Annotated in this window: 23 protein-coding genes, 2 tRNA genes and 1 pseudogene; 14 read left to right on the top strand and 12 right to left on the bottom strand. The window is 40.4% G+C overall.

The window, feature by feature from the left end:
• Positions 1-20: 20 nt before the first annotated feature.
• Positions 21-2,171, bottom strand: a complete 2,151-nt coding sequence (locus G5B30_RS07260) for a sensor histidine kinase (protein WP_165319312.1) — start codon at positions 2,169-2,171, stop codon at positions 21-23.
• Positions 2,172-2,391: 220 nt separating this feature from the next.
• Between G5B30_RS07260 and G5B30_RS07265 the strand changes: the two genes are divergently transcribed.
• Positions 2,392-2,619: a hypothetical protein gene (locus G5B30_RS07265; RefSeq protein WP_165319313.1), complete on the top strand. Its 228-nt coding sequence runs from the start codon at positions 2,392-2,394 to the stop codon at positions 2,617-2,619.
• Here G5B30_RS07265 and G5B30_RS07270 read toward each other — a convergent pair.
• The gene (locus G5B30_RS07270) at positions 2,613-2,861 is read right to left on the bottom strand and encodes a Rho termination factor (protein ID WP_165319314.1); all 249 of its coding nucleotides are present in this window, start codon (positions 2,859-2,861) and stop codon (positions 2,613-2,615) included. The genes G5B30_RS07265 and G5B30_RS07270 overlap by 7 nt on opposite strands.
• Positions 2,862-3,062: 201 nt before the next feature.
• On the opposite strand from G5B30_RS07270, the gene G5B30_RS07275 reads away from it, so the two are divergent.
• The gene (locus G5B30_RS07275; RefSeq protein WP_165319315.1) at positions 3,063-3,590 is read left to right on the top strand and encodes a ferritin-like domain-containing protein; all 528 of its coding nucleotides are present in this window, start codon (positions 3,063-3,065) and stop codon (positions 3,588-3,590) included.
• Between the two features lie 59 nt (positions 3,591-3,649).
• Here G5B30_RS07275 and G5B30_RS07280 read toward each other — a convergent pair whose 3' ends face one another.
• Complete coding sequence (locus G5B30_RS07280) at positions 3,650-5,455, bottom strand: glycoside hydrolase family 15 protein (protein ID WP_165319316.1); 1,806 nt, start codon at positions 5,453-5,455, stop codon at positions 3,650-3,652.
• Positions 5,455-7,659 (bottom strand): bifunctional alpha,alpha-trehalose-phosphate synthase (UDP-forming)/trehalose-phosphatase, encoded by a 2,205-nt coding sequence (locus tag G5B30_RS07285; protein ID WP_165319317.1) that lies wholly within the window; start codon positions 7,657-7,659, stop codon positions 5,455-5,457. Before G5B30_RS07285 ends, G5B30_RS07280 begins: the two co-directional genes overlap by 1 nt.
• 250 nt (positions 7,660-7,909) lie before the next feature.
• Between G5B30_RS07285 and G5B30_RS07290 the strand changes: the two genes are divergently transcribed.
• From G5B30_RS07290 to G5B30_RS07320, 7 genes are all read left to right on the top strand, one after another.
• On the top strand, positions 7,910-8,800 hold the full coding sequence (locus G5B30_RS07290) for an SDR family oxidoreductase (RefSeq protein ID WP_240903135.1): 891 nt from the start codon (positions 7,910-7,912) through the stop codon (positions 8,798-8,800).
• Positions 8,801-8,983: 183 nt separating this feature from the next.
• Positions 8,984-10,054: a hypothetical protein gene (locus tag G5B30_RS07295; protein WP_165319318.1), complete on the top strand. Its 1,071-nt coding sequence runs from the start codon at positions 8,984-8,986 to the stop codon at positions 10,052-10,054.
• A 7-nt stretch (positions 10,055-10,061) separates the two neighbouring features.
• Positions 10,062-10,718, top strand: a complete 657-nt coding sequence (locus tag G5B30_RS07300; RefSeq protein WP_165319319.1) for a response regulator transcription factor — start codon at positions 10,062-10,064, stop codon at positions 10,716-10,718.
• 137 nt (positions 10,719-10,855) lie between these two features.
• Complete coding sequence (locus G5B30_RS07305) at positions 10,856-11,377, top strand: hypothetical protein (protein ID WP_165319320.1); 522 nt, start codon at positions 10,856-10,858, stop codon at positions 11,375-11,377.
• Complete coding sequence (locus tag G5B30_RS07310) at positions 11,374-11,901, top strand: CinA family protein (RefSeq protein WP_165319321.1); 528 nt, start codon at positions 11,374-11,376, stop codon at positions 11,899-11,901. The genes G5B30_RS07305 and G5B30_RS07310 overlap by 4 nt, the downstream gene beginning before the upstream one ends.
• Entirely contained in the window at positions 11,885-12,052 is a 168-nt protein-coding gene (locus tag G5B30_RS07315) for a hypothetical protein (protein WP_165319322.1), read from the top strand. The genes G5B30_RS07310 and G5B30_RS07315 overlap by 17 nt, the downstream gene beginning before the upstream one ends.
• 26 nt (positions 12,053-12,078) lie before the next feature.
• On the top strand, positions 12,079-13,056 hold the full coding sequence (locus G5B30_RS07320; RefSeq protein WP_165319323.1) for a YihY/virulence factor BrkB family protein: 978 nt from the start codon (positions 12,079-12,081) through the stop codon (positions 13,054-13,056).
• A 9-nt stretch (positions 13,057-13,065) separates the two neighbouring features.
• Here G5B30_RS07320 and G5B30_RS07325 read toward each other — a convergent pair whose 3' ends face one another.
• The 4 genes from G5B30_RS07325 to G5B30_RS07340 all read right to left on the bottom strand — a co-directional run bounded on the left by G5B30_RS07325 (position 13,066) and on the right by G5B30_RS07340 (position 16,380).
• Entirely contained in the window at positions 13,066-13,974 is a 909-nt protein-coding gene (locus G5B30_RS07325; RefSeq protein WP_165319324.1) for an NAD(P)/FAD-dependent oxidoreductase, read from the bottom strand.
• Positions 13,975-14,110: 136 nt separating this feature from the next.
• Positions 14,111-14,854 (bottom strand): SDR family oxidoreductase, encoded by a 744-nt coding sequence (locus G5B30_RS07330; protein ID WP_165319325.1) that lies wholly within the window; start codon positions 14,852-14,854, stop codon positions 14,111-14,113.
• Positions 14,855-14,989: 135 nt separating this feature from the next.
• Positions 14,990-16,045 (bottom strand): NAD(P)-dependent alcohol dehydrogenase, encoded by a 1,056-nt coding sequence (locus tag G5B30_RS07335; protein WP_165319326.1) that lies wholly within the window; start codon positions 16,043-16,045, stop codon positions 14,990-14,992.
• Between the two features lie 261 nt (positions 16,046-16,306).
• Positions 16,307-16,380, bottom strand: a tRNA-Ile gene (locus tag G5B30_RS07340).
• Between the two features lie 89 nt (positions 16,381-16,469).
• Between G5B30_RS07340 and G5B30_RS07345 the strand changes: the two genes are divergently transcribed.
• The 3 genes from G5B30_RS07345 (at position 16,470) to G5B30_RS07355 (ending at position 17,571) form a co-directional block, all read left to right on the top strand.
• Entirely contained in the window at positions 16,470-17,102 is a 633-nt protein-coding gene (locus G5B30_RS07345; protein WP_165319327.1) for an HAD family hydrolase, read from the top strand.
• A 94-nt stretch (positions 17,103-17,196) separates the two neighbouring features.
• Positions 17,197-17,388 carry a 30S ribosomal protein S21 gene (gene rpsU / locus G5B30_RS07350; protein WP_165319328.1) on the top strand — a complete coding sequence of 64 codons (192 nt, stop codon included), beginning with the start codon at positions 17,197-17,199 and terminating at the stop codon, positions 17,386-17,388.
• A gap of 98 nt (positions 17,389-17,486) precedes the next feature.
• Positions 17,487-17,571: transfer RNA gene (locus G5B30_RS07355), tRNA-Ser, on the top strand.
• Positions 17,572-17,846: 275 nt separating this feature from the next.
• Here G5B30_RS07355 and G5B30_RS07360 read toward each other — a convergent pair.
• The 4 genes from G5B30_RS07360 to G5B30_RS17280 form a co-directional block, all read right to left on the bottom strand.
• The gene (locus G5B30_RS07360) at positions 17,847-19,094 is read right to left on the bottom strand and encodes a type II toxin-antitoxin system HipA family toxin (protein WP_206367043.1); all 1,248 of its coding nucleotides are present in this window, start codon (positions 19,092-19,094) and stop codon (positions 17,847-17,849) included.
• On the bottom strand, positions 19,084-19,389 hold the full coding sequence (locus G5B30_RS07365) for a helix-turn-helix transcriptional regulator (RefSeq protein WP_165319329.1): 306 nt from the start codon (positions 19,387-19,389) through the stop codon (positions 19,084-19,086). Before G5B30_RS07365 ends, G5B30_RS07360 begins: the two co-directional genes overlap by 11 nt.
• Before the next feature lie 168 nt (positions 19,390-19,557).
• Complete coding sequence (locus G5B30_RS07370) at positions 19,558-19,908, bottom strand: lipocalin family protein (protein WP_165319330.1); 351 nt, start codon at positions 19,906-19,908, stop codon at positions 19,558-19,560.
• A 283-nt stretch (positions 19,909-20,191) separates the two neighbouring features.
• Positions 20,192-20,341, bottom strand: a complete 150-nt coding sequence (locus tag G5B30_RS17280) for a hypothetical protein (RefSeq protein ID WP_206367044.1) — start codon at positions 20,339-20,341, stop codon at positions 20,192-20,194.
• A gap of 140 nt (positions 20,342-20,481) precedes the next feature.
• On the opposite strand from G5B30_RS17280, the gene G5B30_RS07375 reads away from it, so the two are divergent.
• Entirely contained in the window at positions 20,482-20,775 is a 294-nt protein-coding gene (locus G5B30_RS07375) for an efflux RND transporter permease subunit (RefSeq protein WP_410528439.1), read from the top strand.
• 85 nt (positions 20,776-20,860) lie between these two features.
• Positions 20,861-21,856, top strand: a pseudogene (locus G5B30_RS07380) (efflux RND transporter periplasmic adaptor subunit); the annotation flags it as partial.
• Between the last annotated feature and the right edge of the window lie 55 nt (positions 21,857-21,911).

The raw sequence follows: 21,911 nt of genomic DNA on the forward strand, positions 1-21,911 counted from the left end.
CATGTTGTAGATGGGTTGCCTTAGTTTTCCAAAAGCATGGACGATGGAAAATCAGATACGAGCGGGAAATATAATTTTATTTCCGTTCCTTCGGCTTCCTGGGAGTGAATTTCTATCTTTCCACCCAGACGGTCCATAATTCTTTTGACTAGAGATAATCCGATACCCGATCCTTGAAAATGTTGTGTATTATGTGCACGTGAAAACATATCAAAGATGTGAGGTAATGAATTTGGAGGTATGCCTATGCCATTATCTTTAATGCTATAGCATACCTCTTTTTCGTCTTGCAGGCTATCGATCCAGATTTGTGGTTTTTGTTTTGAACTGGAATATTTTACAGCGTTTCCGATTAAATTCAGGAATACCTGATACAGTGCACTTTTTTCTCCCCATAAAGGAAAGAGCTTTCCAAAGTGAAATTGACATTGCTCGGTATGATAAAGCATAGTCATTTCCTGAGAAAGCTTACGGATTGTATAAGACATCGGCACCGGGTCCTTCGCCATGGCAGTCGTCTTGTTTTGACTAACCGTGACGATGTTGTTGATGATATCTTCAATATTAAGGATACTACCTAATAGGTTTTTATACCAATGCATACGTTTTTCGGCAGGTAAAGTCGAGTCCGATACTTCCAAAAACTGCAAGCCCATTTTTAGAATGGATAAAGGGTTTTTAAGGTCATGGGACAATGTGAAAGTAAACATTTCCAACTCATTGTTCATAGCAAGGAGTTCTTCGGTTAGTAAAGATTTTTCCTTGGTTTTATAAATAATGGATTCATTGACAATCCGGTGTAGACATTGCACAAAATTCAGCTCACTTCCATCCCAGGGAATAGCCGAATCACGAATGGACTCCTCCCATATATGTATTATGCCTTCGCGAACTTCCATCTGCGTTATTGTAGAAACCGTCTCTTTCCGGAACCATACCAAATAATGATCTTTATCTTTACCTACCATATAAGACAGTAGCCCTGCAAAAGGGAGATCTTCCGAAATAAATTGCCCATGATTGAGTTTGAAATTATAGTCTTTGAATATAGTTTTATCGGTTGTTTTTTGGATATAATGGATAATCTCGTAAAACTGATTTGTTTTCGGGCACGATCCATGGAAGAACAGATCCCCTTGATGGTATACTGCTAAACCGTCTGCTTTGGTCATCTGCATCAGCAAGTCCATGTTATTTACCATAGCGCAGTTTACCGTTTTATTAGTCGCCAGCTTCTCTTTGAAGACGATCTCTGTCTGCAAGATTTGCTGATTAAAATCCAAAAGCCCCTGTTTGACCAAATTTTCATATTTGCTCATTGCATTTTGTACGATAAAGGAGCACAGTTTCCGTTTCTGTAAATCGACTTTCTTTGGTTTGTCGTTGTGTGCGATTACAAGCCCCCAAAACTGGTCGTTGATAAAGAGCGGAAAGAAAAGAGCCGCATTTACCCCTATATTTTTGAGGTATAATTCATGAAGTTCAGGCGGGCAGACCAGTTGGCTCAACAGCATATTCAACGAATCATCTGTTGTATAAAATTGCTGTGATGATCGGGCAAGATCTGGAATATATCGATAGGATTGTGTTTCATAGTAAGAGAGGACTGACGGCGGCATAAAACGTTGCGAAAACTCCTTTTTATGAAACAGCAGTTTGCCATTGGCCGCATGTTCCGCAATAACCTTACTATGACCTGTTTCCAATACTTGTAAAACGAATACCCTATCAAAATTCAGTAGCCTATTTAACGCGCTACAAACGAATTTCCAATCCGTGGGATAGGAGTGATCGAACAGGAAGCCCAACTCATTCATCTTGGACGACAAGATGTGTTTCTTTTGTTGCTTCTCCCATTCAATATAAAGTAGTTCGTCGCATAAACTCAATTTGAAGTAATAGAGCTGATTGTCGATTTTCTTGGTAATAATCTGGCGTGGGATTCTATTTTCCGTTAGCTCGCTGATGACCTGCATAAAGCTGTAACTGGAAATATTAAAAATTTTATGAAAGAAGATTTCAAGCGAACTGCCTAAAATTTTCTCTGGATCTTCATCTGCCCATACACGTGCACATTCACTTATCCCAAGTATATCCAACTGCGTGTTTGCCACAATCAGATATCCAAAATCTTGTAAATGAGATATAGAAAACGAACTTATATCTTTCATAGATGGATGTAGCGTCTTTGTCACCGCCTTATGTTTTTCACGGGACTAAAAATAATACAATCTATTGGATATTGTATTCGTAATATAGTGAAACAAGTATTTATTCTTGAAAATCCGCGTAGTGAGCCGGGGTTTTATGGGTATAAATACGGTATTTTTTTTAATATAGAACGTCTGGACTGTTTGGTTGTTTTTAAATTATTAGAAAAACAAAACAGTTATGGATAAATTGACATACTTCATAGGCGTTATTTTTTTATCTCTTGGCCTAGTGGCCTGCCATTCGAATACGGAAGATAAAGGAAGTGCAGGGGATCCGGGTGCGGTAACAGAAATGGACAAACAACGTTACAACCTAAATTCAAATGATGTAACGCTCTACGACCCATTGGATACAGCACGTGCAGATAGTACAAAAGTTGATAGTGCTAGCCGCGCGGATCAGTGATGACGTATGGCATCGGTGAGTTCGCCTTTGGTCATGCTATGCCGTCCCTTAATTCCAATTTTTTTTGCTTCGGCGAGTAGTTGATCTTTTGTTCGCTCATCAAGTGGCTTGCTTTTGCCACCTTTCTTTCCTGCATTCGGCGTGTTGGCGATGCGGGCTGCCTTTTCTTTACTTGCTCCTTCGCGGCGTAAAGCCTCGTATTTCTCATCGTCTTTGATCTGTTTTCCATGATTCTTTGCCATGACCGTAAGATTTTAAGTTTGCGGAATATTCCGTTGTATATCGAATTCAAAAATCAGACCGTAATGACCGGAAAAAACACCTGTTTTTTATAGCAGATAATTTTGTTTAACACGTGTTAGTACTCACTTTGTAAATCTTGTGAACGATCCTGAATTTCACATGTTTTATATTGACATAACAAATAAAAATCAGGTAGTATTATGGAAAAGAACACTAAACAAGACAAAAACAGTATGCCTAACAGCCATTTGCATGAGTTATTAGTGGATGAGATGAAAGATATGCTCAATGCAGAGCGTCAATTGTTGAAGGGTTTGATGAAGTTGTCTAAAGCGAGCCAGAACGAAGATCTCCGTGCCGCTTTCGAAAAACACCATGAGGAAACAGAAACTCATATTGAAAAGTTGAAAGAGGCTTTTGAGCATTTGCAAATACCGGCACGCGGTAAAAAATGCAAAGCGATGGAAGGTCTGATAAAGGAAGCAGAAGAAATCGAATCAGACTTTGAAGGTAGCGAGGCCTCGGACGCGGCCTTAATTTCAGCAGCACAAAAGATAGAGCATTATGAGATTGCGTCCTATGGGTGCATGGCTACATACGCCGAGCTTATGCAACATGATGAAGTAGCCCAGATATTACGGGAAATATTGGACCAAGAGAAAATGACAGACGAATTGCTCACCGATATTGCAAAGAAAAGTGCAAATAAAGGTGAATTAGTAATGTAGCTATCTAGTTTGATTTAATAAGTGAAAAACAGTAGACAACACCGTTGTTTACTGTTTTTTTATTCGTTAAGGTTATCAAAGAAAGTAGGATTGTCCAATTTCATCGCAATCCGATAAGCCGCATTTACTAATCCCACATGACTATACGTCTGCGGAAAGTTACCCCACTGGCTACCGTCATGATCATCGATATCTTCGCTGAATAACATCAGGTGATTACCGAAAGAGAGCAACTGTTTGAAAACTTCTTGGGCTTCATCGAGTCGTCCTACACAAGCTAATGCTTCTACATACCAAAATGCACAGACCAAAAATGTTGATTTCGGTTTGCCAAAATCATCTTTGTGAAGATATCTATAAAATAAACCTTGTTCTCCTTTCAGTTCGCTTTCCAGTGCCGCTAGATGCCGTTGTGCTTTTTCTGATGTCGGATCGAGATACTTCATCATGATCAGCTGTAGGGTGGAGGCGTCCAGATTTTGGCTATCCGTTGCATTGGTATACACACCATTTTCGCTGTCGAAGCAGCTTTCTATGTGTTCTGCTGCTCGTTCACGGAGGCGTTGAGCCTGCTCTTCAATATCTTCAAGCTTATATTGCTTGGCTATTTTGAGTGCAGCGGAAGCACCGGCCCATTGAAATAAATTGGAGTAACAATGTCGATTTTCGAAATTTCTAAATTCCCATATCCCCGCATCCTCCTCATCAATCGTCAGGGTTATTTTATTCAGGATAAATGTCGTCCATTCCTTCGCCGATGCCAGATTTTGATATCTGAACCTATAATCGGTGAAGAGGGGGAGAAGCGCAATCATCGCCTGTCCATATACATCATTTTGTACGTGTTCAAAGGCCTGATTTCCTATCCGTATAGGTTGGTTGTCCCGATATCCTTTGAGATAATCTAAGGTTTTTTCCGTGAGTTTAGCTTGGCCCATAATTCCATACAGCGGTTGCAATCTTCCCGAGTCCGACTGTGTAATGTTCGCAATATACGCCGCATATTTTTCCATTTCTTCGAAGTGACCGATATGGCTCAGTGCTGTCAGTACATAATAACTATCCCGAACCCAGCAAAAGCGATAGTCCCAGTTTCTTCCCGAACCGGGATATTCGGGCAAGCTTGTGGTACTTGCAGCGATAATTGCGCCCGTATCTTCATATTGATGCAGTTTAAGGACCAATGCCGACCGTATGACTTCCTTTTGGTAAAAGGCCGGAATAGATGCATTTTTCACCCACTTGTTCCAGTATAATTTAGTGCGCACCAGAAAGTCCTCGGCAGTCCGTGCTATCGGGGCTTCGAAGGAACTACCAAAAGTCAGTATCAGATAGACAGGTTCACTCAATAAATAACTGAAGTTGTCGAAGAAATGGCTTATCGGCATGTTGGTAACGAGCCGCATCTTGATGTGTGTGCCTTCAAACTGAATATGGTTACTCCCCCGGTTTTTTGCCAGCCGTTGCTCGCCATATTGATAAGTAGGGGTGCAGGTGACACGTATTTTAGGATGTCCAGACAGGGGTTCAACTTTCCGAATGAGCATCAACGGTTTGTAATAACGCTCATATTGTTCGAAGCGAGGAGCAAAATCGGTGATGAGATAGCTCCCGTCCTGGCTTTCGATCTTTGTACATAAAATGTTGCTGTTTTCGATATAGTATTGTTTCGATTGTTGGATTTCTCCTTGCGGCAGAATACTAAATTGTCCCCCACGCTCATCATCCAGAAGTCCCCCAAAAACGAAAGAATCCTCAAAGGACGGCCAACAAAGCCAATTGACATTACTATTTTTTTCGATATGGGCGATATAAGCGCAATTGCCTATAATTCCGCTATCATAGGTGTGTTTCTTTGTGTTCATTACTCGTTTTCTGATTGCTGCTGTACAAAATAATCAATTAATTCGACTGCGTCTTCCTGGGTCTCTACATAATATTTAGCCGCTGAATTTTTGTTGCCGACTTTGACAGTAACGGCCGTATCGGGCAATTCGTAAAACATATCCTCGTCCGTCGAATCGTCACCAATGGCAAATATAAAATCGGGATTGAAGTCGCGCACGATATCCATTGCCGATTTCCCTTTATTCAACGCATTGCTTTTGATTTCGATAACCTTGTCGCCATTCAGTAATTGTAGGTCATATTGGGGCAACAAATATCGTAGGCTTTCAATAAGTTCCTGCGAGCGCATTTGCCCGAGCCCCGTTTGTACCCTTCGGTAGTGCCAGGCGAGTGAAAAGCTTTTTTCTTCGATTAGCGCGCCCGGAGTCAAGTTGACGAATTTATCCATAATACGTTTTACGGGCGTTTTCCAGCGTGTCGTCAAATGATGTTTACTTTCCCATTGATGCGTAGGGTAGTTGCTCCAGGCTCCGTGTTCGGCCACCAGAAAGTAATCTTTCGTATTAAACCATTGATTTAGAGAAGTGTAAGAGCGTCCACTGATAATCACAATCTGGTTGGCTGATGGCTGTTGTAGTGCGTCGAGTAGTTTATATATCCTATCCGTTGGCTGAGCTTTCTCCGCATCTTTTTTAAAGCCGACGAGGGTGCCGTCATAGTCCAGGAAAAATATACGCCGTTGGCTGGATTGGTATTCTTCCATGAGCTTTTTTAGGAGTTCAGGATGAATCTTACGGGAAATACGTTTGTGTTGAATGCTCTTTATTTCGCGTAGGCGGAGGAAAAAGATTTTTACCCAGTGGTAAATGTTGAATTTTTTGACAATTTCCACATTCTTTTCCATTCGTTTTCGCTGCTCTTCCAGTGGCATGTGAATAGCTAAATGTATGGCATATGTAATATCGTCAATTGCATTTGGATTAATAAGAATACTATCCGTCAGTTCTTTGGCTGCTCCGGCAAGTTCGCTTAAGATCAAAACCCCTTCCAAGCTTTGGGCCTTGCTGGCAACATACTCCTTACAGACTAGATTCATGCCGTCCCGTAGTGACGTTACCAGGCAAATATCTGCCGCTACATACAAGGCCGACAGTTCCTCAACGGGTAGGGAGTTGTAAAAATAGGCAATAGGCGTCCATTCGTTGAAACCGTAAACTGCATTGATGTGTCCTACCATACGATCGACTTCATCCAACAGCGCTTTATATTGTGGCACGGTATCCCGAGAAGGTACGACCAGCATATACAATACGACCTTGTCGCGAAGTTCAGGATAGAGTTGTAATAAATTCTCATATGCTTGTAGCCTTTCTATAATACCTTTACTGTAATCTAATCGATCAATGGACAAGATGATCTTTCGATTGTGAAAATGCTCTTTTAGTGAAATCGACTTTTCATGAATCGATGGGTCTTGGGCAAGTGTATCAAATTTGTCAAAGTCAATCCCCATGGGGAAAACTTCGATGAAGATCTGGCGATCCCGTACCTGCACGCTATTATTCGTATAGGAGAGCCCTAAAATATGAATACAAGCGTTGAGAAAATGTTGCGCGTCGTTATACGTATGAAAGGCGACCAAATCTGCACCAAGAAGCCCCTCCAGAAGTTCGTCCCGCCAGGGAATACAACGGAATATCTCATCGGCCGGAAAAGGAATATGTTGAAAATAACCAATAGAAAGCAATTCATGGTGTTGACGTATCAATTGTGGGAGCAGCATCAATTGGTAATCGTGAATCCAGATTTCGTCCTTCAGCGTGAGATTCAAGCGCAATGCGGCTTCACAGAATATCGTGTTGACGTGCTTGTACGTCATCCAATATTCTTTGTTAAAAACAGCATAAGATAAGATATAGTGGAAGATAGGCCATAGGATCTCATTGGAGAAGCCTTCATAATAACCTTGTATTTCTTCTTCGTTTAGGAAAACCGGAATTAAGTTCAACTGTTCCAGTTCATCGGTAATTCGTCTCTTTTCCTCTTCATCTTCTGGGATATATCCCGGCCATCCGACCCACACATTTTCCTTTTGTTTGTAAATAGAACCAAGTCCTGTGGCAAGGCCGCCCTCGCTTGGTATGAAATGTAATACGCCGTCACGCTTTTCGATGCGTATAGGCAGTCGATTTGAAATAATAATTGTCCTTTTTTTTGACATCTTAAATTGTAGTAATAGATCATAGGTGTTGGCAGAGCATACTGCTATTATAAATAACCTGTTTTGCGGCTAATAGTTTTAAAAATTTAAAAAGAAGCTAAAAGTATACGCTACTCTCAAATCCTTTGCTATAAATACGGTTGCGCGTGTGTTTTTGCGCTCTGAGATACGTGTTTATAACGGTTGTTATTATTGTATAATCTTTTTTGTTTGCCATTTGTTATATCCTACACATCAAAAAAGATAGCTAATGGAAATGGAAAACCAGAAGAATCCTACAACAGGATATCCGACACCGCCGTTTAAAAAGCAAGATCAAGAAGTTCCGGGTATAGAAGGAGCATTAGAACCTAAAGCCGATCATGGCGAGGACTCCTATAAAGGAAATAACCTGCTTACAGACAAGGCTGTTATCATAACCGGTGGTGATTCCGGTATTGGAAAAGCAATCGCAATAACAATGGCTAGGGAAGGTGCAGACATTGTCATTTCTTATAAGGATGAAATCGAAGATGAAGATGCACAAGACACCCTTCGTTGGGTAGAGAAAGCCGGCAGAAAGGGCGTATTGATACGGGGTGATATACGTAATGAAGAGCATTGTCAGCATATCGTGCAGACCTGTGTTAAGCAATTTGGAAAAGTAGATATTTTGGTCAACAACGCAGCCTATCAGATGACATACAAACATGTCGAAGATATCAGTGCAGAAGAATGGAATAAGACGTTCGAAACAAATATGAGCGCTATGTTCTATCTCGTCAAACATGCGAAGTCTCACATTCCACCCGGGGGATCCATTATCAATACCACTTCTGTCAATGCGTACGATCCCAATCCTACCTTGCTTCCCTACGCTGCGTCAAAGGGAGCGATCCAAAATTTTACAGCCAGCCTTGCGCAACTGTTTCTCGAGGATGGCTCTGGTATACGGGTCAATGCAGTAGCTCCGGGACCGGTATGGACACCTTTGATTCCCAGTACTATTCCCGATCACGAAAAGTTTGGAGCCAACACGCCCATAGGAAGGCCAGGGCAACCGATTGAGATTGCGCCGATCTATGTGTTTCTCGCTACGCCTGCAGCTTCCTATATATCTGGAGCTACTATCCCTGCGACAGGTGGGCGGGTGACCATTTAAAAACCGCTCAAACAATTAATAATCTAAGTTGTTTACGTATATATTACATCCTAAACGCGTATAAGTCGCAAATATCCATTAAATAACGCGTATTAAACGGTTTATATTAGGTTTGATTTTTGTGTCAATATGGTATCTCAACGTGTAACGCCCACTATTGAAAACGTATTAAAAAAATGTTGAATGGAGGAAAAAAATCAATACGCTACTGTCAGTGGTGACGGTACCATACAAAAGATATTAGGCGATCATACGCAAAGAGATTATAAGTGGAATAAGTTTTTATCCCAAAAAAGTTCGTTAGGCAATATCATCATAGACCCGGCGTTTTCTATACTGGAGGCAGACGGTCCGATCGGCAAGCTTTTCGGTCATAGCAAAAGCAGTACTCTATTAGGGAAGTCTTTGTTTGACTTGTTTATAAAAAACGAAAAGGAACGGATAGTACATTTTATGCGACAAATCGGGTTTGACAAATGGAGTATATTATCCTATATCCAACTGCATTGTGAGGGGTACAAGTCCCGTTGGGTTTCATTGTACACAAAGAAATGGAAGCGAAAGTCCGAAAACCGTTATACGATTGTCTTTTCGAACACTAGGGATCTCCGAATCAACCCGATAACGGAAGAAGATGAAGATATCCATGCTTGCATTCTGAGGATGTATGAGGAAGTATTGGAAAAGACAGGTGTGACATTACGTAACAGTATTGCGCAGGATCTATTTGGAATTCGGATGAACTTACAGCATTTTATGTTAACCCATGGCCACGAAGACCGCATCTTGCCCATAAAAGAAACGCTTCGTGATGTTATTTATAACCTTTCGGATGTGGCGAACGATCTCCATCCAACTGTACTACAGAATACCGGGTTCTTAGCAGCTGTGGAGGAATTGATTTTCCGTTTTCGGAGAGAAAGTACAGTCATAAAGTATAAGATCGATCCACAGATAAGCACGAAAAGTCCGGGCTTTCAACTCTGTTGCTTTCGTGTTATACAAGATATATTCCGTCAAGACTTTCTGCATCAGCAATCCCGTGAGCTCCACCTGCGGTTACTGATTAAGAACAAAATGACATGTATCTGCCTGGATGGATTCTTGGATCCACATTTGGATAAGGTCGAAACATTTGTGACCTATTCGGATTTATTCTTTATAGTTAGCAACAGAATTGCCATTTATTCGGGTTCTGTAGATATTAAAAACAAAAAAGGGAGCAATCAATTGATAATTAAAATGTATATTTAGACCACCTATGATAAATATAATTTTGGCTGAAGACCATCTGGTTGTCCGTAATGGCATTAAGATGTTATTGGATACGCAAGACAATATGCGTGTGATCGCTGAGGCAAACAACGGAAATGAAGTCATTAATTTGTTGGATAGAGGTGTTTTGCCCGATGTTATTATGACCGATATCGGGATGCCTGATATGGATGGTATTACACTTGTTGAAACCCTCTCTGCACGTTTTCCTTCCATTAAAGTCATTATTCTCTCTATGCTGAACAACAGTCAGGATGTAGCAGATGCATTTGCGAAAGGAGCAAAGGGATATCTGGTCAAAAATGTGAGCTATGGGGAATTATTGTTCGCTATTGAGCATGTCTATAAGGGAGGACGATACCTGTGTGAAGAGATAGCCATGCTCTTATTAGAGAAAATCAATAAACAGCCGGATATGCTTCAGTTGAGTGAAAAGGTTATGGAAGATATTGAGATCAGTGAACGCGAGTTGGAAGTACTGCAACTGATCGGCGAGGGATATACCAATCTGGAGATTGCAGATCGGCTCTTCCTAAGCAAACGTACGGTAGAGGGGCATCGTCAAAAGCTCATCGATAAAACCGGAACCAAAAATTCAGCGGCATTAGTAAAGTTTGCGATTAAAAATGGATTAATAAACTGATTCTTCAAGTATTTATACCTATTCCATTCCGTATTATTGCTCCAATAGACATAAATACGTTTTTTGATAAATAACAAAACGGATGCACTTTCTATTTGTTTTGATCATAGAGGCCATGCGAAACTAATGATGGGCACATGATGACGAGACGAAATAGAATAGGAATAGTCGTATTTTTCTGCCTGTTTGCCTGTACCGCCCAGATGGATGTACAGGCATCTAAGGAGGAAGAGACCTATTTTAAAGAAGTCATGAAGAGGCGGATTCAAGGACGCTGCTTGATAAAAAGTGGAATGTTTTTCTCCAAAGAGGCTTCACATCAAAAGGTGTACAAGTCTATGGCGAGGTATTATGACCGGACTGACAGTTTCTTCTCGCCGCTACTACAAGTCTATCCGACACTTGCGGAAATAGAAGAACAAACGCCTTTAAACTATACAGAAATAAATGATGCCGAGTTGGTCCATCTTTTGCAAACTCACGTCGATGCAACACTACAGCTCTATCGGGGAGGAGTTATGAAAGATATACAGGATGAGTACAAAAATATGCTGCTACAGCTGATGCCTGCCTTAGTTGCGCAATACGAAGATCTGAAGGTCCTTCAGCAGATGACGGACATAAATGCATACGCGAAGCAAAATAAACTGGATTTATGAAAATCGATTACAAAAGACTCAACAGCATTGCTGATTTTATGAAGGAAAATGGCTTGAAACTTGCACTGGTAGAGAGTATGACGGCTGGATATTTCAGTGCTATATGGAGTCTGCAGGTCGAAGCAGGAGACTTTTTGGAAGGAGCGATCATTGCGTTTAGCAGACAAGTAAAAGAAACCCTGTTAGAGGTGCCTTCGGCACTTATTGAAACATATACAACCGAGTCGTTGATCGTTACTGAGAGCATGGTTATGAAACTCCGGGAACTGATAGCCGCCGACGTTTATATCGGGATTACCGGGCTTGCTTACGAAGGTGACCATGTTCATCCTACCGCAGAGGCCGGTGATGTTTTTCTGGTTCTTTATTACAACAAACAAACGTTGTATATACCGATCAAGGCGAAATATAATAATGCGGCTGACGTCTATATGTCGGCTTTTAATCAATCGTTGCAATATCTGGAGGAATTTCTCCATAATCATTCACTTTATAAATCAAATTGCTATGAAAACGAACTTTGAAAATGAAGAAGAAAAAGTCCCTCAGATTGTGAAGGATGAACCTAATGATAAACCTGCGGGGCGAGGTATTATGTGGTCCATTCTTATTGCCATTGTTATATTGACGTTGATCTATATGATTTTCTTCAAGGGAAGCATTAAGACATTTTAGATCTGGATAAACTGCGTATTTAGGTTATGGTAAAAGAGAAAAAGAGTGTTTTAAAATCTCAATTTACGATTTTAAAAAATACGGCATTGGGATTTACGAGCGAATCAAGTTTAAAATACAGTGCTTCATTGGCCTATTATACCGTTTTCTCCATCGGGCCCATATTGGTGTTGATGATATCGCTTGCCGGAATTTTCTTGGGCGAGGAAGCCATTCAGGGGAAGGTATTTACTGAACTCCGAGGCCTGATAGGGGCAACGGCGGCACGTCAAATACAAGAAGTTATCAAGAATCTTTCGCTCTCGGGTAAATCGAACCTCGCGTTGATCATCAGTGCGGTTACACTTTTGATCGGCGCGACCACCGTATTTGGAGATATACAGAACTCTATTAACAATATTTGGCATGTACGGCCAAAAGTGAAAAAAGGTTGGCTTAAAATCGTTAAGGACCGTTTGCTTTCGTCTTCGTTGGTTATCGGCCTCGGATTTTTATTGGTTGTGACTTTAATTGTCAATGGTGCTATTCTAACGCTTACAGATCGTTTGCGGCTTTATTTTCCGGATGTAACTGTGTTCTTGTTTAATGCTATTAATTTTCTTTTGTCTTTTGGAATCGTCTTTTTGCTGTTCTGTGTGATTTTCAAAGTGCTGCCGGACGTTAATATCCAATGGCGCGCCGTCAGATCTGGAGCTTTATTTACGACTTTGCTGTTTGTAATTGGTCGTTTTTTAATTGGCTTTTATATCGAGAACTCGAGTACGGAATCGACATATGGAGCCGCCAGCTCAATCGTGCTGATTCTTTTATGGGTGTATTATACAGCAGCTATACTTTATTTGGGGGCGGTGTATACGCGAGAATATGCGACTTATAAAGGTATCCCGATTGAGCCTTCGGAGTTCGCAGTGCATGTCGAAGTAAAAGAGGTGGAACGCGAGGTCAAAGAAATTCCTCCTGCTCCCTTGACGACAGAGGAAAAGGTGGTAGAGGAGAAGAAATAAAAAGTAACTTTAAAACTCTGCCGCTGAAAGCAAACTGTTGACCATTGCTCCTGTGAGATTTCCACTATATACCGCATTGGCAACCGAGCGCATCATACCTGAATTATCTCCACAAGCGAATACATTCTCGACAGTTGTTTTCTGAAGATCATCTACCCTGATGTAACCTTGTTCGGTAATTTCACATCCTAATGAAAGGGGGATATCGGAATGTTGTCTAAACGGAATTGCGGCATAGATGGCGTTAAAATTCAATTTGCTGCCGTCGTCAAAAATTACATTTTTTAATTGTCCGTTTGTATGTTCTACTTCAGCAATATTAGTTTCTATAATTTTTATACTGTGCTCATTGAGCCTTGTAATTTGTTCTACATCAAGATCAGCTTTTCCATTGGTCAATATCGTAACATTTTTTGTTAAGTTATAGACTAAGGATGCAAGGTGAAATGCTTTTGCTCCATTGGCAATAATTCCTGTATTTTGATTACGGTATTCGAAACCGTGGCAATACGGACAATGAATAATAGAAATACCCCAGCACGCTGCAAATCCTTTAATGTCTGGCATAAGATCCTTTAAGCCGGTTGCAAAAATCAATTTCTTGGCTGTGAATTTATCTTCCGTGTCCGTTGTGATTTCAAAACCATCGGCTGATTTTAACCCTCCTGTAGCCCGTCCGTTGTGAAATTTTACCGTTTTATATTTTTCAACTTGCTTTTTTGCAAGTGTTGAAATTTCTTTCGGTGTTTTTCCGTCTTGTGTTAAAAAATTGTGCGAATGTGGTGTCTGCCTATTACAAGGTAATCCGCTGTCTATTATTAATACATGGCGTAATGAACGCCCTAACGCCATCGCAGCAGAAAGCCCTGCATAACTTCCGCCAACTATAATTACTTCGAAATTTTTATTGTCTGCCATACGATTATACTTAATCATCAACTCCGCTTGTTTTTGTAAAGATAGTATTATTTTTGCTATTGCTACAAAGTTGCATTAATATTATTGTTTCTTCGCTCTTTCTTCATCCTTTTTTTAGCTTCCTGTGAAGAAATGATTATTTCCCGCCTGTAACATCAATGAAAATGCCGGTTGAATAGGACGATTTATCGGATGCCAGCCAGAGAATAGCTTCCGCGACCTCTTCCGCCAAACCACCTCGTTTAAGTGGAATATTTTCTTTTATTCGCTCAATCCTATTTGGCTCACCGCCATCGGCATGGATGTCGGTGTGGATGAATGCGGGACGAACTGCATTTACCCGAATACGCTCCTCCGCTAATTCTTTCGATAACCCAATCGTTAAAGTATCTAAGGCTCCTTTGGAAGCAGCGTAATCGGTATATTCGAAAGGTGCTCCGGTTCTGGAAGCAATGGAAGAGACATTGACAATGGTTCCTCCTTCACCACCAAATTTTGTCGACATACGCTTAATGGCCTCTTGGCAACAGAGAAACGGGCCCAGAACGTTGGCATTGAACATCCGTTGTAATCTTTCGTAATCCAGATCGATGAATTTCTTCTGATGCTCGAGTATTCCGGCATTGTTGATCAGGCAATGAAGCTTTCCAAAATGCCTATCCACTTCGGAAAATAATCGAACAATCTCATCTTGTTTGGAAACATCTGCTTGAATAGCGAAGGCTTTTCCTCCTTGTGATACAATCCGATTAACTACGTCGTCGGCAGCTGCTTTGTTTTTTTTATAATTTACGGCCACTGCATAGCCATTTTGGGCGGCAAGAAGTGCTGTTGCAGCACCTATTCCCCGGCTGGCACCTGTGATAAGCATCGTTTTCATCTATCTATTTTTATTAGTTTAATTAAGCACTTATGAGATCGGCTTGCTCGTAGCCGCTCGTGCAAAATACAAAAAACTGAGCTACAGTGATGGCATAGCTGCCATCATTGTTATATAAATAACTTTGCGATTATATTAATTTTTCAATGATTCCATATCGATTACAAAGCGATATTTCACATCGCCGTTCAGCAGACGCTCATAAGCCCTATTAATGTCTTGCATAGGGATCAATTCAATGTCGGATACAATGTTATGCTGTCCGCAGAAATCAAGCATTTCCTGTGTTTCTTTTATCCCACCAATGGTGGAGCCTGCAAAACTTTTTCGACCTGGTATCAAACTGAATGCAGCTACAGGTAGCGGATGTTCAGGAGCACCAACAATCGCAAGTGAGCCATCTCGTTTCAAAAGTCTCAGATAGGCGTTTATATCGTGCTGCGCCGATACACAATCCAGAATAAAATGCAACGTACCGGTATTGTTTTTCATCTGTTCTTTGTCTGTAGAAAGGATAATTTCATCTGCGCCCAAACGCTTTGCATCGTCCGCTTTTGATGCCGATGTAGTGATGACCACTACGTGTGCACCCATAGCTTTTGCGAATTTCACACCCATGTGTCCCAATCCACCGATACCGACAATGCCGACTTTCATATCCGGACCGACGTTCCAATGCTTCAGGGGAGACCAAGTGGTAATGCCTGCGCATAATAAAGGCGCTGTTGCCGCCAAGTCTAAAGTTTCGGGTATATGTAATACAAAATCTTCATCTACCACGACACGTTCCGAATAACCACCAAAGGTCTGTTGGTTCAAGTGTTTTTCTGGACTGTTATAGGTCAGGGTATTGCCGTTTTCGCAATATTGTTCCAGTCCCTCCTTGCAGCTCTCACATTCGCGGCAACTATCGACCATGCAGCCGACACCTGCCAGATCGCCCACCCTGAATTTGGAGACATTACTTCCGACTTTTGTAATGCGACCAATGATTTCGTGTCCGGGTACGTTGGGGTATATGGTCCCGCCCCATTCATTGCGGGCAGTATGTAGATCGGAGTGACAGACACCACAAAACAAAATATCGATTTCCACATCTTTCGCCGTTACTTCTCGGCGATTGATAAACAACTGTTTTAGGTCTTCGGTTGAAGTTTCGGTTCCAAACGCTTTAATTTGTACGGTATTCATATTATTTATTTTATTTAATGATATAATTTAAATTTTCACTTCTGTATTCCTTTTATGGTATTGCACTCCATCCGTATATTTGCCATAAAGACATGGTGGTCGTCAAAACGGCACGTATGTATCGTTTATAAAAGCTGTAATATACTAAAGAGTAATTAATATAAATATTTAACTATTCATTTGCCCCAAAGATTGTGCTAAAAGATCTATCGATAAGGTTTTAAACAAAAAAATCCCCATATTTCTATGAGGATTTGTCTGTGCGCCCACCTGGGCTCGAACCAGGGACCAAAAGATTATGAGTCTTCTACTCTAACCAACTGAGCTATAGGCGCAGTGTTATAAAACGTCAAAAATAGCGAAAGGGGAGTGCCTTTTTGACGATGCAATTATCGATATTTGTAGCGAGAAAACAAAATTTTCAATGCAAAAAATCAAAAATATTATCCTTGATTATGGGAATGTTATCTTTATGATTGATTTTGACAAATCACAAGCTGCTTTTACACAATTGGGTATCCCTGAAGGTACCACTATTTTTGCACATCACGGTCAAGTAGCTTTGTTTGATGAATTCGATAAAGGGGTTATCGATGCGCCACAATTTAGAGATGGTATTCGAACATTGGTAAAAAATCCAGCGTTGACAGATATGCAGATTGATAACGCCTGGAATGCGTTGTTAATCGGTGTGCCAGTGGGTAAGCATGATCTGTTGCTGCAACTGAAACAGAATTATCGGACTTTTTTGTTGAGCAACAATAACAGCATACATTATGCGTATTGTATGAAACATATTCAGGAACGTTATGGTGTACAGGACAATTCGGGGTTCTTTGAACAGACCTATTATTCCCATATGATGGGAATGCGGAAGCCTGACGCGGATATATTTCAATATGTAATCGATAGGGAAGGGCTCATACCCGAAGAAACCTTATTTATCGATGATAGTCCACAGCATTTGCGAACAGCAGCAGACCTAGGGCTACAGACAGCGTTATGTACCCTTGAAGAGCCGTTGGAATATATTGTTGAAAAATGGAAGTTGCTATGAAACAAAAGCAAAATAGATATTGTTATTCTTAGGTATTTTATCTACTTTTGCAAGCACAAAGAATTTTATACAACGAAAGGAGGTATACAGAACTATGATTATCGTAAATGTAAAAGAAGGCGAATCTTTAGACCGCGCATTGAAACGTTTCAAAAAGAAATTTGAAAAAACAGGAGTTTTACGTGAATTGCGTTCACGCCAAGCATACGAGAAGAAATCTGTAACTCGTCGTATACAAGTTAAAAAAGCAATTTATAAACAAGCATTACAACGCGAAGAAGCGTAATGTTTTGAACTGTATAGGGAAGGCCGATCATCTGATCGGCTTTTTTTGTTTTTCATTTTTGAGAATTGCCGGAAAGTTGTATCTTCGCTTCCGCAACCGGAGAGGTGTCAGAGTGGTCGATCGAGCACGCTTGGAAAGCGTGTGTACTTAACGGTACCGAGGGTTCGAATCCCTCTCTCTCCGCAAAAAAAATCCTTCATCGAAAGATGAGGGATTTTTTGAGTTAAGAGGAGTTCGAATAGAGGGGCTGGGAGGTTCGATCCGTAGGAGGTTTAGGGTTGAGTTTGGGGGATTCCATCGGCACCTTCGCTAAAACTATTAAAGAAAACGATTGTATTTGTTTCGTCAGATATTTTTCGTTGTACCAAATCCCTGCACAGAAACTCAAACTCTCTGGGATCTAATTGACTAAAATCGTATTGATGCGCCATCTTAAATATCCTTATACTTGTCAAAAACTAAATCCTAAACGCATCACGCATTAATGTCTGCTCATTTCGAGTGATCCCAATTTCCTTAGCTACTGTTTGCCAATTTGAAATCGAGCAGCTAACTTCCTCTATAATGCTATGCATCTCTTTCTCGGATAGCCGGAAATATACCCCAACACTTTTAGCAAGTTCTATATCTAGCATATTATTATCCATATCAATATTCAATGCCAATCCATCTTTATCTATCGATGGGTTAATATCAAAAGCGGGCGACAAACGCCAACCTTCATTAGTCAATATAAAACCATGATTTCTCAGATGGTCATCTGTATTGGAGATAAGGATATTAAAAACTAATCTTCGCCATAATTGGTGTAAATCTTCGGTAACATGGGTGCCCGAAAACTGAATAAACTCAACGATTTCCATATAGGAAGGTGTTTCATCCCGTATCAGTTCTTCGCTTTTACCCGTCATCGTCATGGCAGAAGCGAAATGAATACGTTCCATTTTATCTCGGTCAAAGCGTCGGGTAAAAAAAGTATGATACTTACCTGCGATTTTTTCAAGACGACAATCGGCCATTTCGATTCCCGCACCAATAGCCAGTTTGTAAGCTAAGTATTCCCATGCGCCCTTATCTATCGTATCATTAGCAGAGGGAAACTTTGCAATCCAAGGATGGCCGTCATTGTCAAGAATGTTGGCCTTTGGTCTCGCCCCACCCAAAGAAGATCCCGGGGCCATCAGCATTCCTAACCATTTCTTCACCTCATCGGTATCTTCGCTCGTTTCTATCAATGTAGCGCCATGTTGAAGTTCTCGTACACTTGCCCAAGGAGGCGTAGGAGAAATGGAGTCATTGTCCAAAAAATCTCCATCCGGGTCTTTCTTAAACCGTAATGCTCCCATACGACTAAGGTCATGAACGCCCAATAAATAATTAATATCATATAATATCGGCGTAGGTTTTCCCTCTTCTGCGGAACGTATCGCTGCCCGACGTCTCATGAGTGTACGTCCCCAGGTATCAGGCATCGAATCGAGAAACATTCCAAAGTTTTCTTTGCCGTTTGGATATTGCTGTCCACCATACCAGACAATGTCAGGATCTAATAACAGTTGTTCCTGTGATGTAATCCAATACTGGTCATAAGAAAAACTGAAAGCTTTTCGACCTTTGGCTTGTTGTGCGGACAAGATACCAACACATTTAGCCTCATCCATGCCTTTCCAATGTACATATACCCATATGTCTGTTCTATTTGCCATTATCTTTTCCTATCAGTTTCAGATCTTGCAGTTTTCTGCCAAACTCATCATCGGATGCCAGCTTTAGAAAATCATCCTGTAAACCCAATACACGTAACACATTAAAATAGGCACCCAGAGATACACTCGGATTTCCTTTTTCAATATGGTATAAGGTAGTACGATCAATACCAGCTCTTTCTGCAACCTGAATTGTAGTTAAGTTTCGGCGTTTGCGAGCCAGCTTAATATTTTCGCCCATCTTTTCCAATGTCTTTTGAAACTTCGGAAGCAATGTTTGTTTTTTTGATTGCATTTTATTGTTGTTTAATATCATCAAATATATATAATATGTTGATAATAAACAACAAGAAGTAAAACTTTGAATGAGTGTTAAATTCAGGGATTCTTAACAACCTCTTTGACTAAAATTAAAGTTCTCAAGGGGTTCGAACAGAAAGGCTGCTAGGTTCAAGTTCTCTGTTTATTGTTTTTCGCTCCTCAAGTATTTTCGACCAACCTCATTTTGTATGACTATTAAGCTTTCAGGTGTTATCTTTTCGAGTATCAGCGTGTCGGAAAACGAAATAGTTTGATGGTTACCAATGCTTTGTCCAGAAAGAATCAACAAATTACCTTCTTGCTTCCATGATTGGTACTGTAACGTCGCCATATTGATTGAGGTGGCTTTGCCGTTCTTTTCAAGTGTAAATCCTTGTTGCATCTCAGGCATACCAGGTACAGGTTCGACCCAAGAACCCTCAATATTTGCTTTATTACAAGCCGTTAATATCACTATGGAGATCATCAAACTAATGCTTTTAATTAAATTCATATGTATGAGTAGTTGAAGTATTCAATTTGCAATTTTTATACCAAAGTAGATTTCCTAATAATGAATCTTTCGTTTCACAAAAGTATATTTTTGTCTTTATTCACCGTTTGAAAAACGCAAAGTATTACTAACTTTACAGCGTGATATGAAAGTCTTTTGCTCTATATTGACAATTTATATAATGGCGGTATTTTTAATGCCGTGTACTGATAGGTATGAAAAGGAGACCTTACAAAGCCATAGCCATCCAAAAGAATTAGCTCATCAGGACAGTCACGACCATTCAAAAGCCACAGATATGTGTTAGCCCGTTCTGTTTGTGTAATTGTTGTGGAGCGGTTGTAACAGTGTTTCCTTGGAATACGATCAACTTTTCTGAGATCAGAATAGTAGAACTATCTAAATCAAATTCACCATATATTTCCCAATTCATACCTCATTATTTCGGGAAAATTTGGCAACCGCCAAAGATTAATGCATAATTCCTAATATTTTAATGATTTTGGCTTATTGCGTATTGCATTAAACCGAAGATTTTGGAGTCATTATTAATTATCATTAATCGCAATAAGAGTGTTAAATAATATTATAAAATTCTCTATAAAGAATAAGTTCATTATAGGATTAATGACCTTATTACTCATCATTTGGGGGGGATGGAGTGCCACGAAAATCCCTATTGATGCCCAACCTGATATAACCAATAATCAGGTTCAGATTATCACCCTAACTCCGACATTGGCCGGACAGGAAGTAGAACAATTGGTTACTTTTCCCGTTGAGCAAAGCATTGTTAATCTACCTATGGTAGATGAAATTAGAAGTATTTCCCGGTTTGGACTTTCTGTAGTGACAGTTGTATTCTAAGACAATGTAGATATATATTTTGCAAGACAGTTAGTAATTGAAAAACTGAAAAAAGCGGAAGAACACCCATAAGGCTAATGCCACGTCTCTGTTCGGGGGAATAATAAAAGCACTTCATGTAGAAATCGGGGATCATGTGAAAAAAGGGCAAACCATTGCTACTATTTCCAACCCACAATTTATACAGCTTCAGGAAGAATATCTAAGTATCAACAGTAGAATCGAATTTGCCGAACAGGAATTGATAAGACAACGAGAACTGAATGAAGGGAATGTAGGCGCTAAGAAAAATCTACAAAGTGCTACAACCGAGTTGAACACATTAAGAACCCGAAAAGCATCATTGAACCAACAAATCCAGATGATGGGTATCAATCCGGCTTCACTGTCAAATTCCAATCTTAAATCGTCGTTGACAGTGACAAGCCCCATAAGTGGTACGGTTAGCAATGTATTTGCCAAGATGGGTAGTTATGTAGATGTATCATCGGCCATAGTGGAATTGGTGGATAACAGCGCTTTACATTTAGATTTACAGGTATTTGAAAAAGATATTCCTTTAATTCGAATGGGTCAGAAAATAGACTTTGTCGTAACAAACAGTCCGAACAAAACGTATTCTGCCGAGGTTTATAATATAGGTTCTTCTTTCAACAGTAACAGTAAAACGATTACGGTACACAGTAGGGTCCTTGGAGATAAAATAGGACTTATCGATGGAATGAATGTAACGGGAGCTGTACATCTCGATGGTGCTTTAAGTCCGGCAGTTCCCGATGATGCGATTGTCAATGCCGATGGCAAGTATTATATATTTTTGGTCAAGGAGCAGGCAGAAGAACCCCACGAGCATAAAGAGGGAGAAGCTCACGACCACAAAGAAGAGGAGGCTCATGACCACGGTTCTGAAAAGGGAACTCGATTTGTAAGAATGGAAATCATTAAAGGTGCTTCTCAGTTTGGTTATACAGCGATAACACCTGTTGGTGAGATTCCACACGGCACGCATATTGTGGTAAAAGGTGCGTTTTTTGTAGGTGCAAAAATGGATGATTCGGGAGAACACGCTCATGCACATTAAAATATTATACGATGAAAGGGCATTGAACTTTAGCTAACTTAGTCATAAAATTAAA

It is taken from the genome of Sphingobacterium sp. SGG-5 (assembly GCF_011043525.1).
Classification (GTDB): domain Bacteria; phylum Bacteroidota; class Bacteroidia; order Sphingobacteriales; family Sphingobacteriaceae; genus Sphingobacterium.

Coding starts and splice junctions, on each gene's coding strand:
- G5B30_RS07325 (WP_165319324.1), bottom strand. CDS start 13,974: ATGGCAGACAATAAAAATTTCGAAGTAATTATAGTTGGCGGAAGTTAT.
- G5B30_RS07360 (WP_206367043.1), bottom strand. CDS start 19,094: ATGGCAAATAGAACAGACATATGGGTATATGTACATTGGAAAGGCATG.
- G5B30_RS07320 (WP_165319323.1), top strand. CDS start 12,079: ATGGTAAAAGAGAAAAAGAGTGTTTTAAAATCTCAATTTACGATTTTA.
- G5B30_RS07330 (WP_165319325.1), bottom strand. CDS start 14,854: ATGAAAACGATGCTTATCACAGGTGCCAGCCGGGGAATAGGTGCTGCA.
- G5B30_RS07270 (WP_165319314.1), bottom strand. CDS start 2,861: ATGGCAAAGAATCATGGAAAACAGATCAAAGACGATGAGAAATACGAG.
- G5B30_RS17280 (WP_206367044.1), bottom strand. CDS start 20,341: ATGAATTGGGAAATATATGGTGAATTTGATTTAGATAGTTCTACTATT.
- G5B30_RS07285 (WP_165319317.1), bottom strand. CDS start 7,659: ATGTCAAAAAAAAGGACAATTATTATTTCAAATCGACTGCCTATACGC.
- G5B30_RS07370 (WP_165319330.1), bottom strand. CDS start 19,908: ATGAATTTAATTAAAAGCATTAGTTTGATGATCTCCATAGTGATATTA.
- G5B30_RS07295 (WP_165319318.1), top strand. CDS start 8,984: ATGGAGGAAAAAAATCAATACGCTACTGTCAGTGGTGACGGTACCATA.
- G5B30_RS07300 (WP_165319319.1), top strand. CDS start 10,062: ATGATAAATATAATTTTGGCTGAAGACCATCTGGTTGTCCGTAATGGC.
- G5B30_RS07265 (WP_165319313.1), top strand. CDS start 2,392: ATGGATAAATTGACATACTTCATAGGCGTTATTTTTTTATCTCTTGGC.
- G5B30_RS07305 (WP_165319320.1), top strand. CDS start 10,856: ATGATGACGAGACGAAATAGAATAGGAATAGTCGTATTTTTCTGCCTG.
- G5B30_RS07280 (WP_165319316.1), bottom strand. CDS start 5,455: ATGAACACAAAGAAACACACCTATGATAGCGGAATTATAGGCAATTGC.
- G5B30_RS07290 (WP_240903135.1), top strand. CDS start 7,910: ATGGAAATGGAAAACCAGAAGAATCCTACAACAGGATATCCGACACCG.
- G5B30_RS07365 (WP_165319329.1), bottom strand. CDS start 19,389: ATGCAATCAAAAAAACAAACATTGCTTCCGAAGTTTCAAAAGACATTG.
- G5B30_RS07275 (WP_165319315.1), top strand. CDS start 3,063: ATGGAAAAGAACACTAAACAAGACAAAAACAGTATGCCTAACAGCCAT.
- rpsU (WP_165319328.1), top strand. CDS start 17,197: ATGATTATCGTAAATGTAAAAGAAGGCGAATCTTTAGACCGCGCATTG.
- G5B30_RS07260 (WP_165319312.1), bottom strand. CDS start 2,171: ATGAAAGATATAAGTTCGTTTTCTATATCTCATTTACAAGATTTTGGA.
- G5B30_RS07345 (WP_165319327.1), top strand. CDS start 16,470: ATGCAAAAAATCAAAAATATTATCCTTGATTATGGGAATGTTATCTTT.
- G5B30_RS07315 (WP_165319322.1), top strand. CDS start 11,885: ATGAAAACGAACTTTGAAAATGAAGAAGAAAAAGTCCCTCAGATTGTG.
- G5B30_RS07335 (WP_165319326.1), bottom strand. CDS start 16,045: ATGAATACCGTACAAATTAAAGCGTTTGGAACCGAAACTTCAACCGAA.
- G5B30_RS07310 (WP_165319321.1), top strand. CDS start 11,374: ATGAAAATCGATTACAAAAGACTCAACAGCATTGCTGATTTTATGAAG.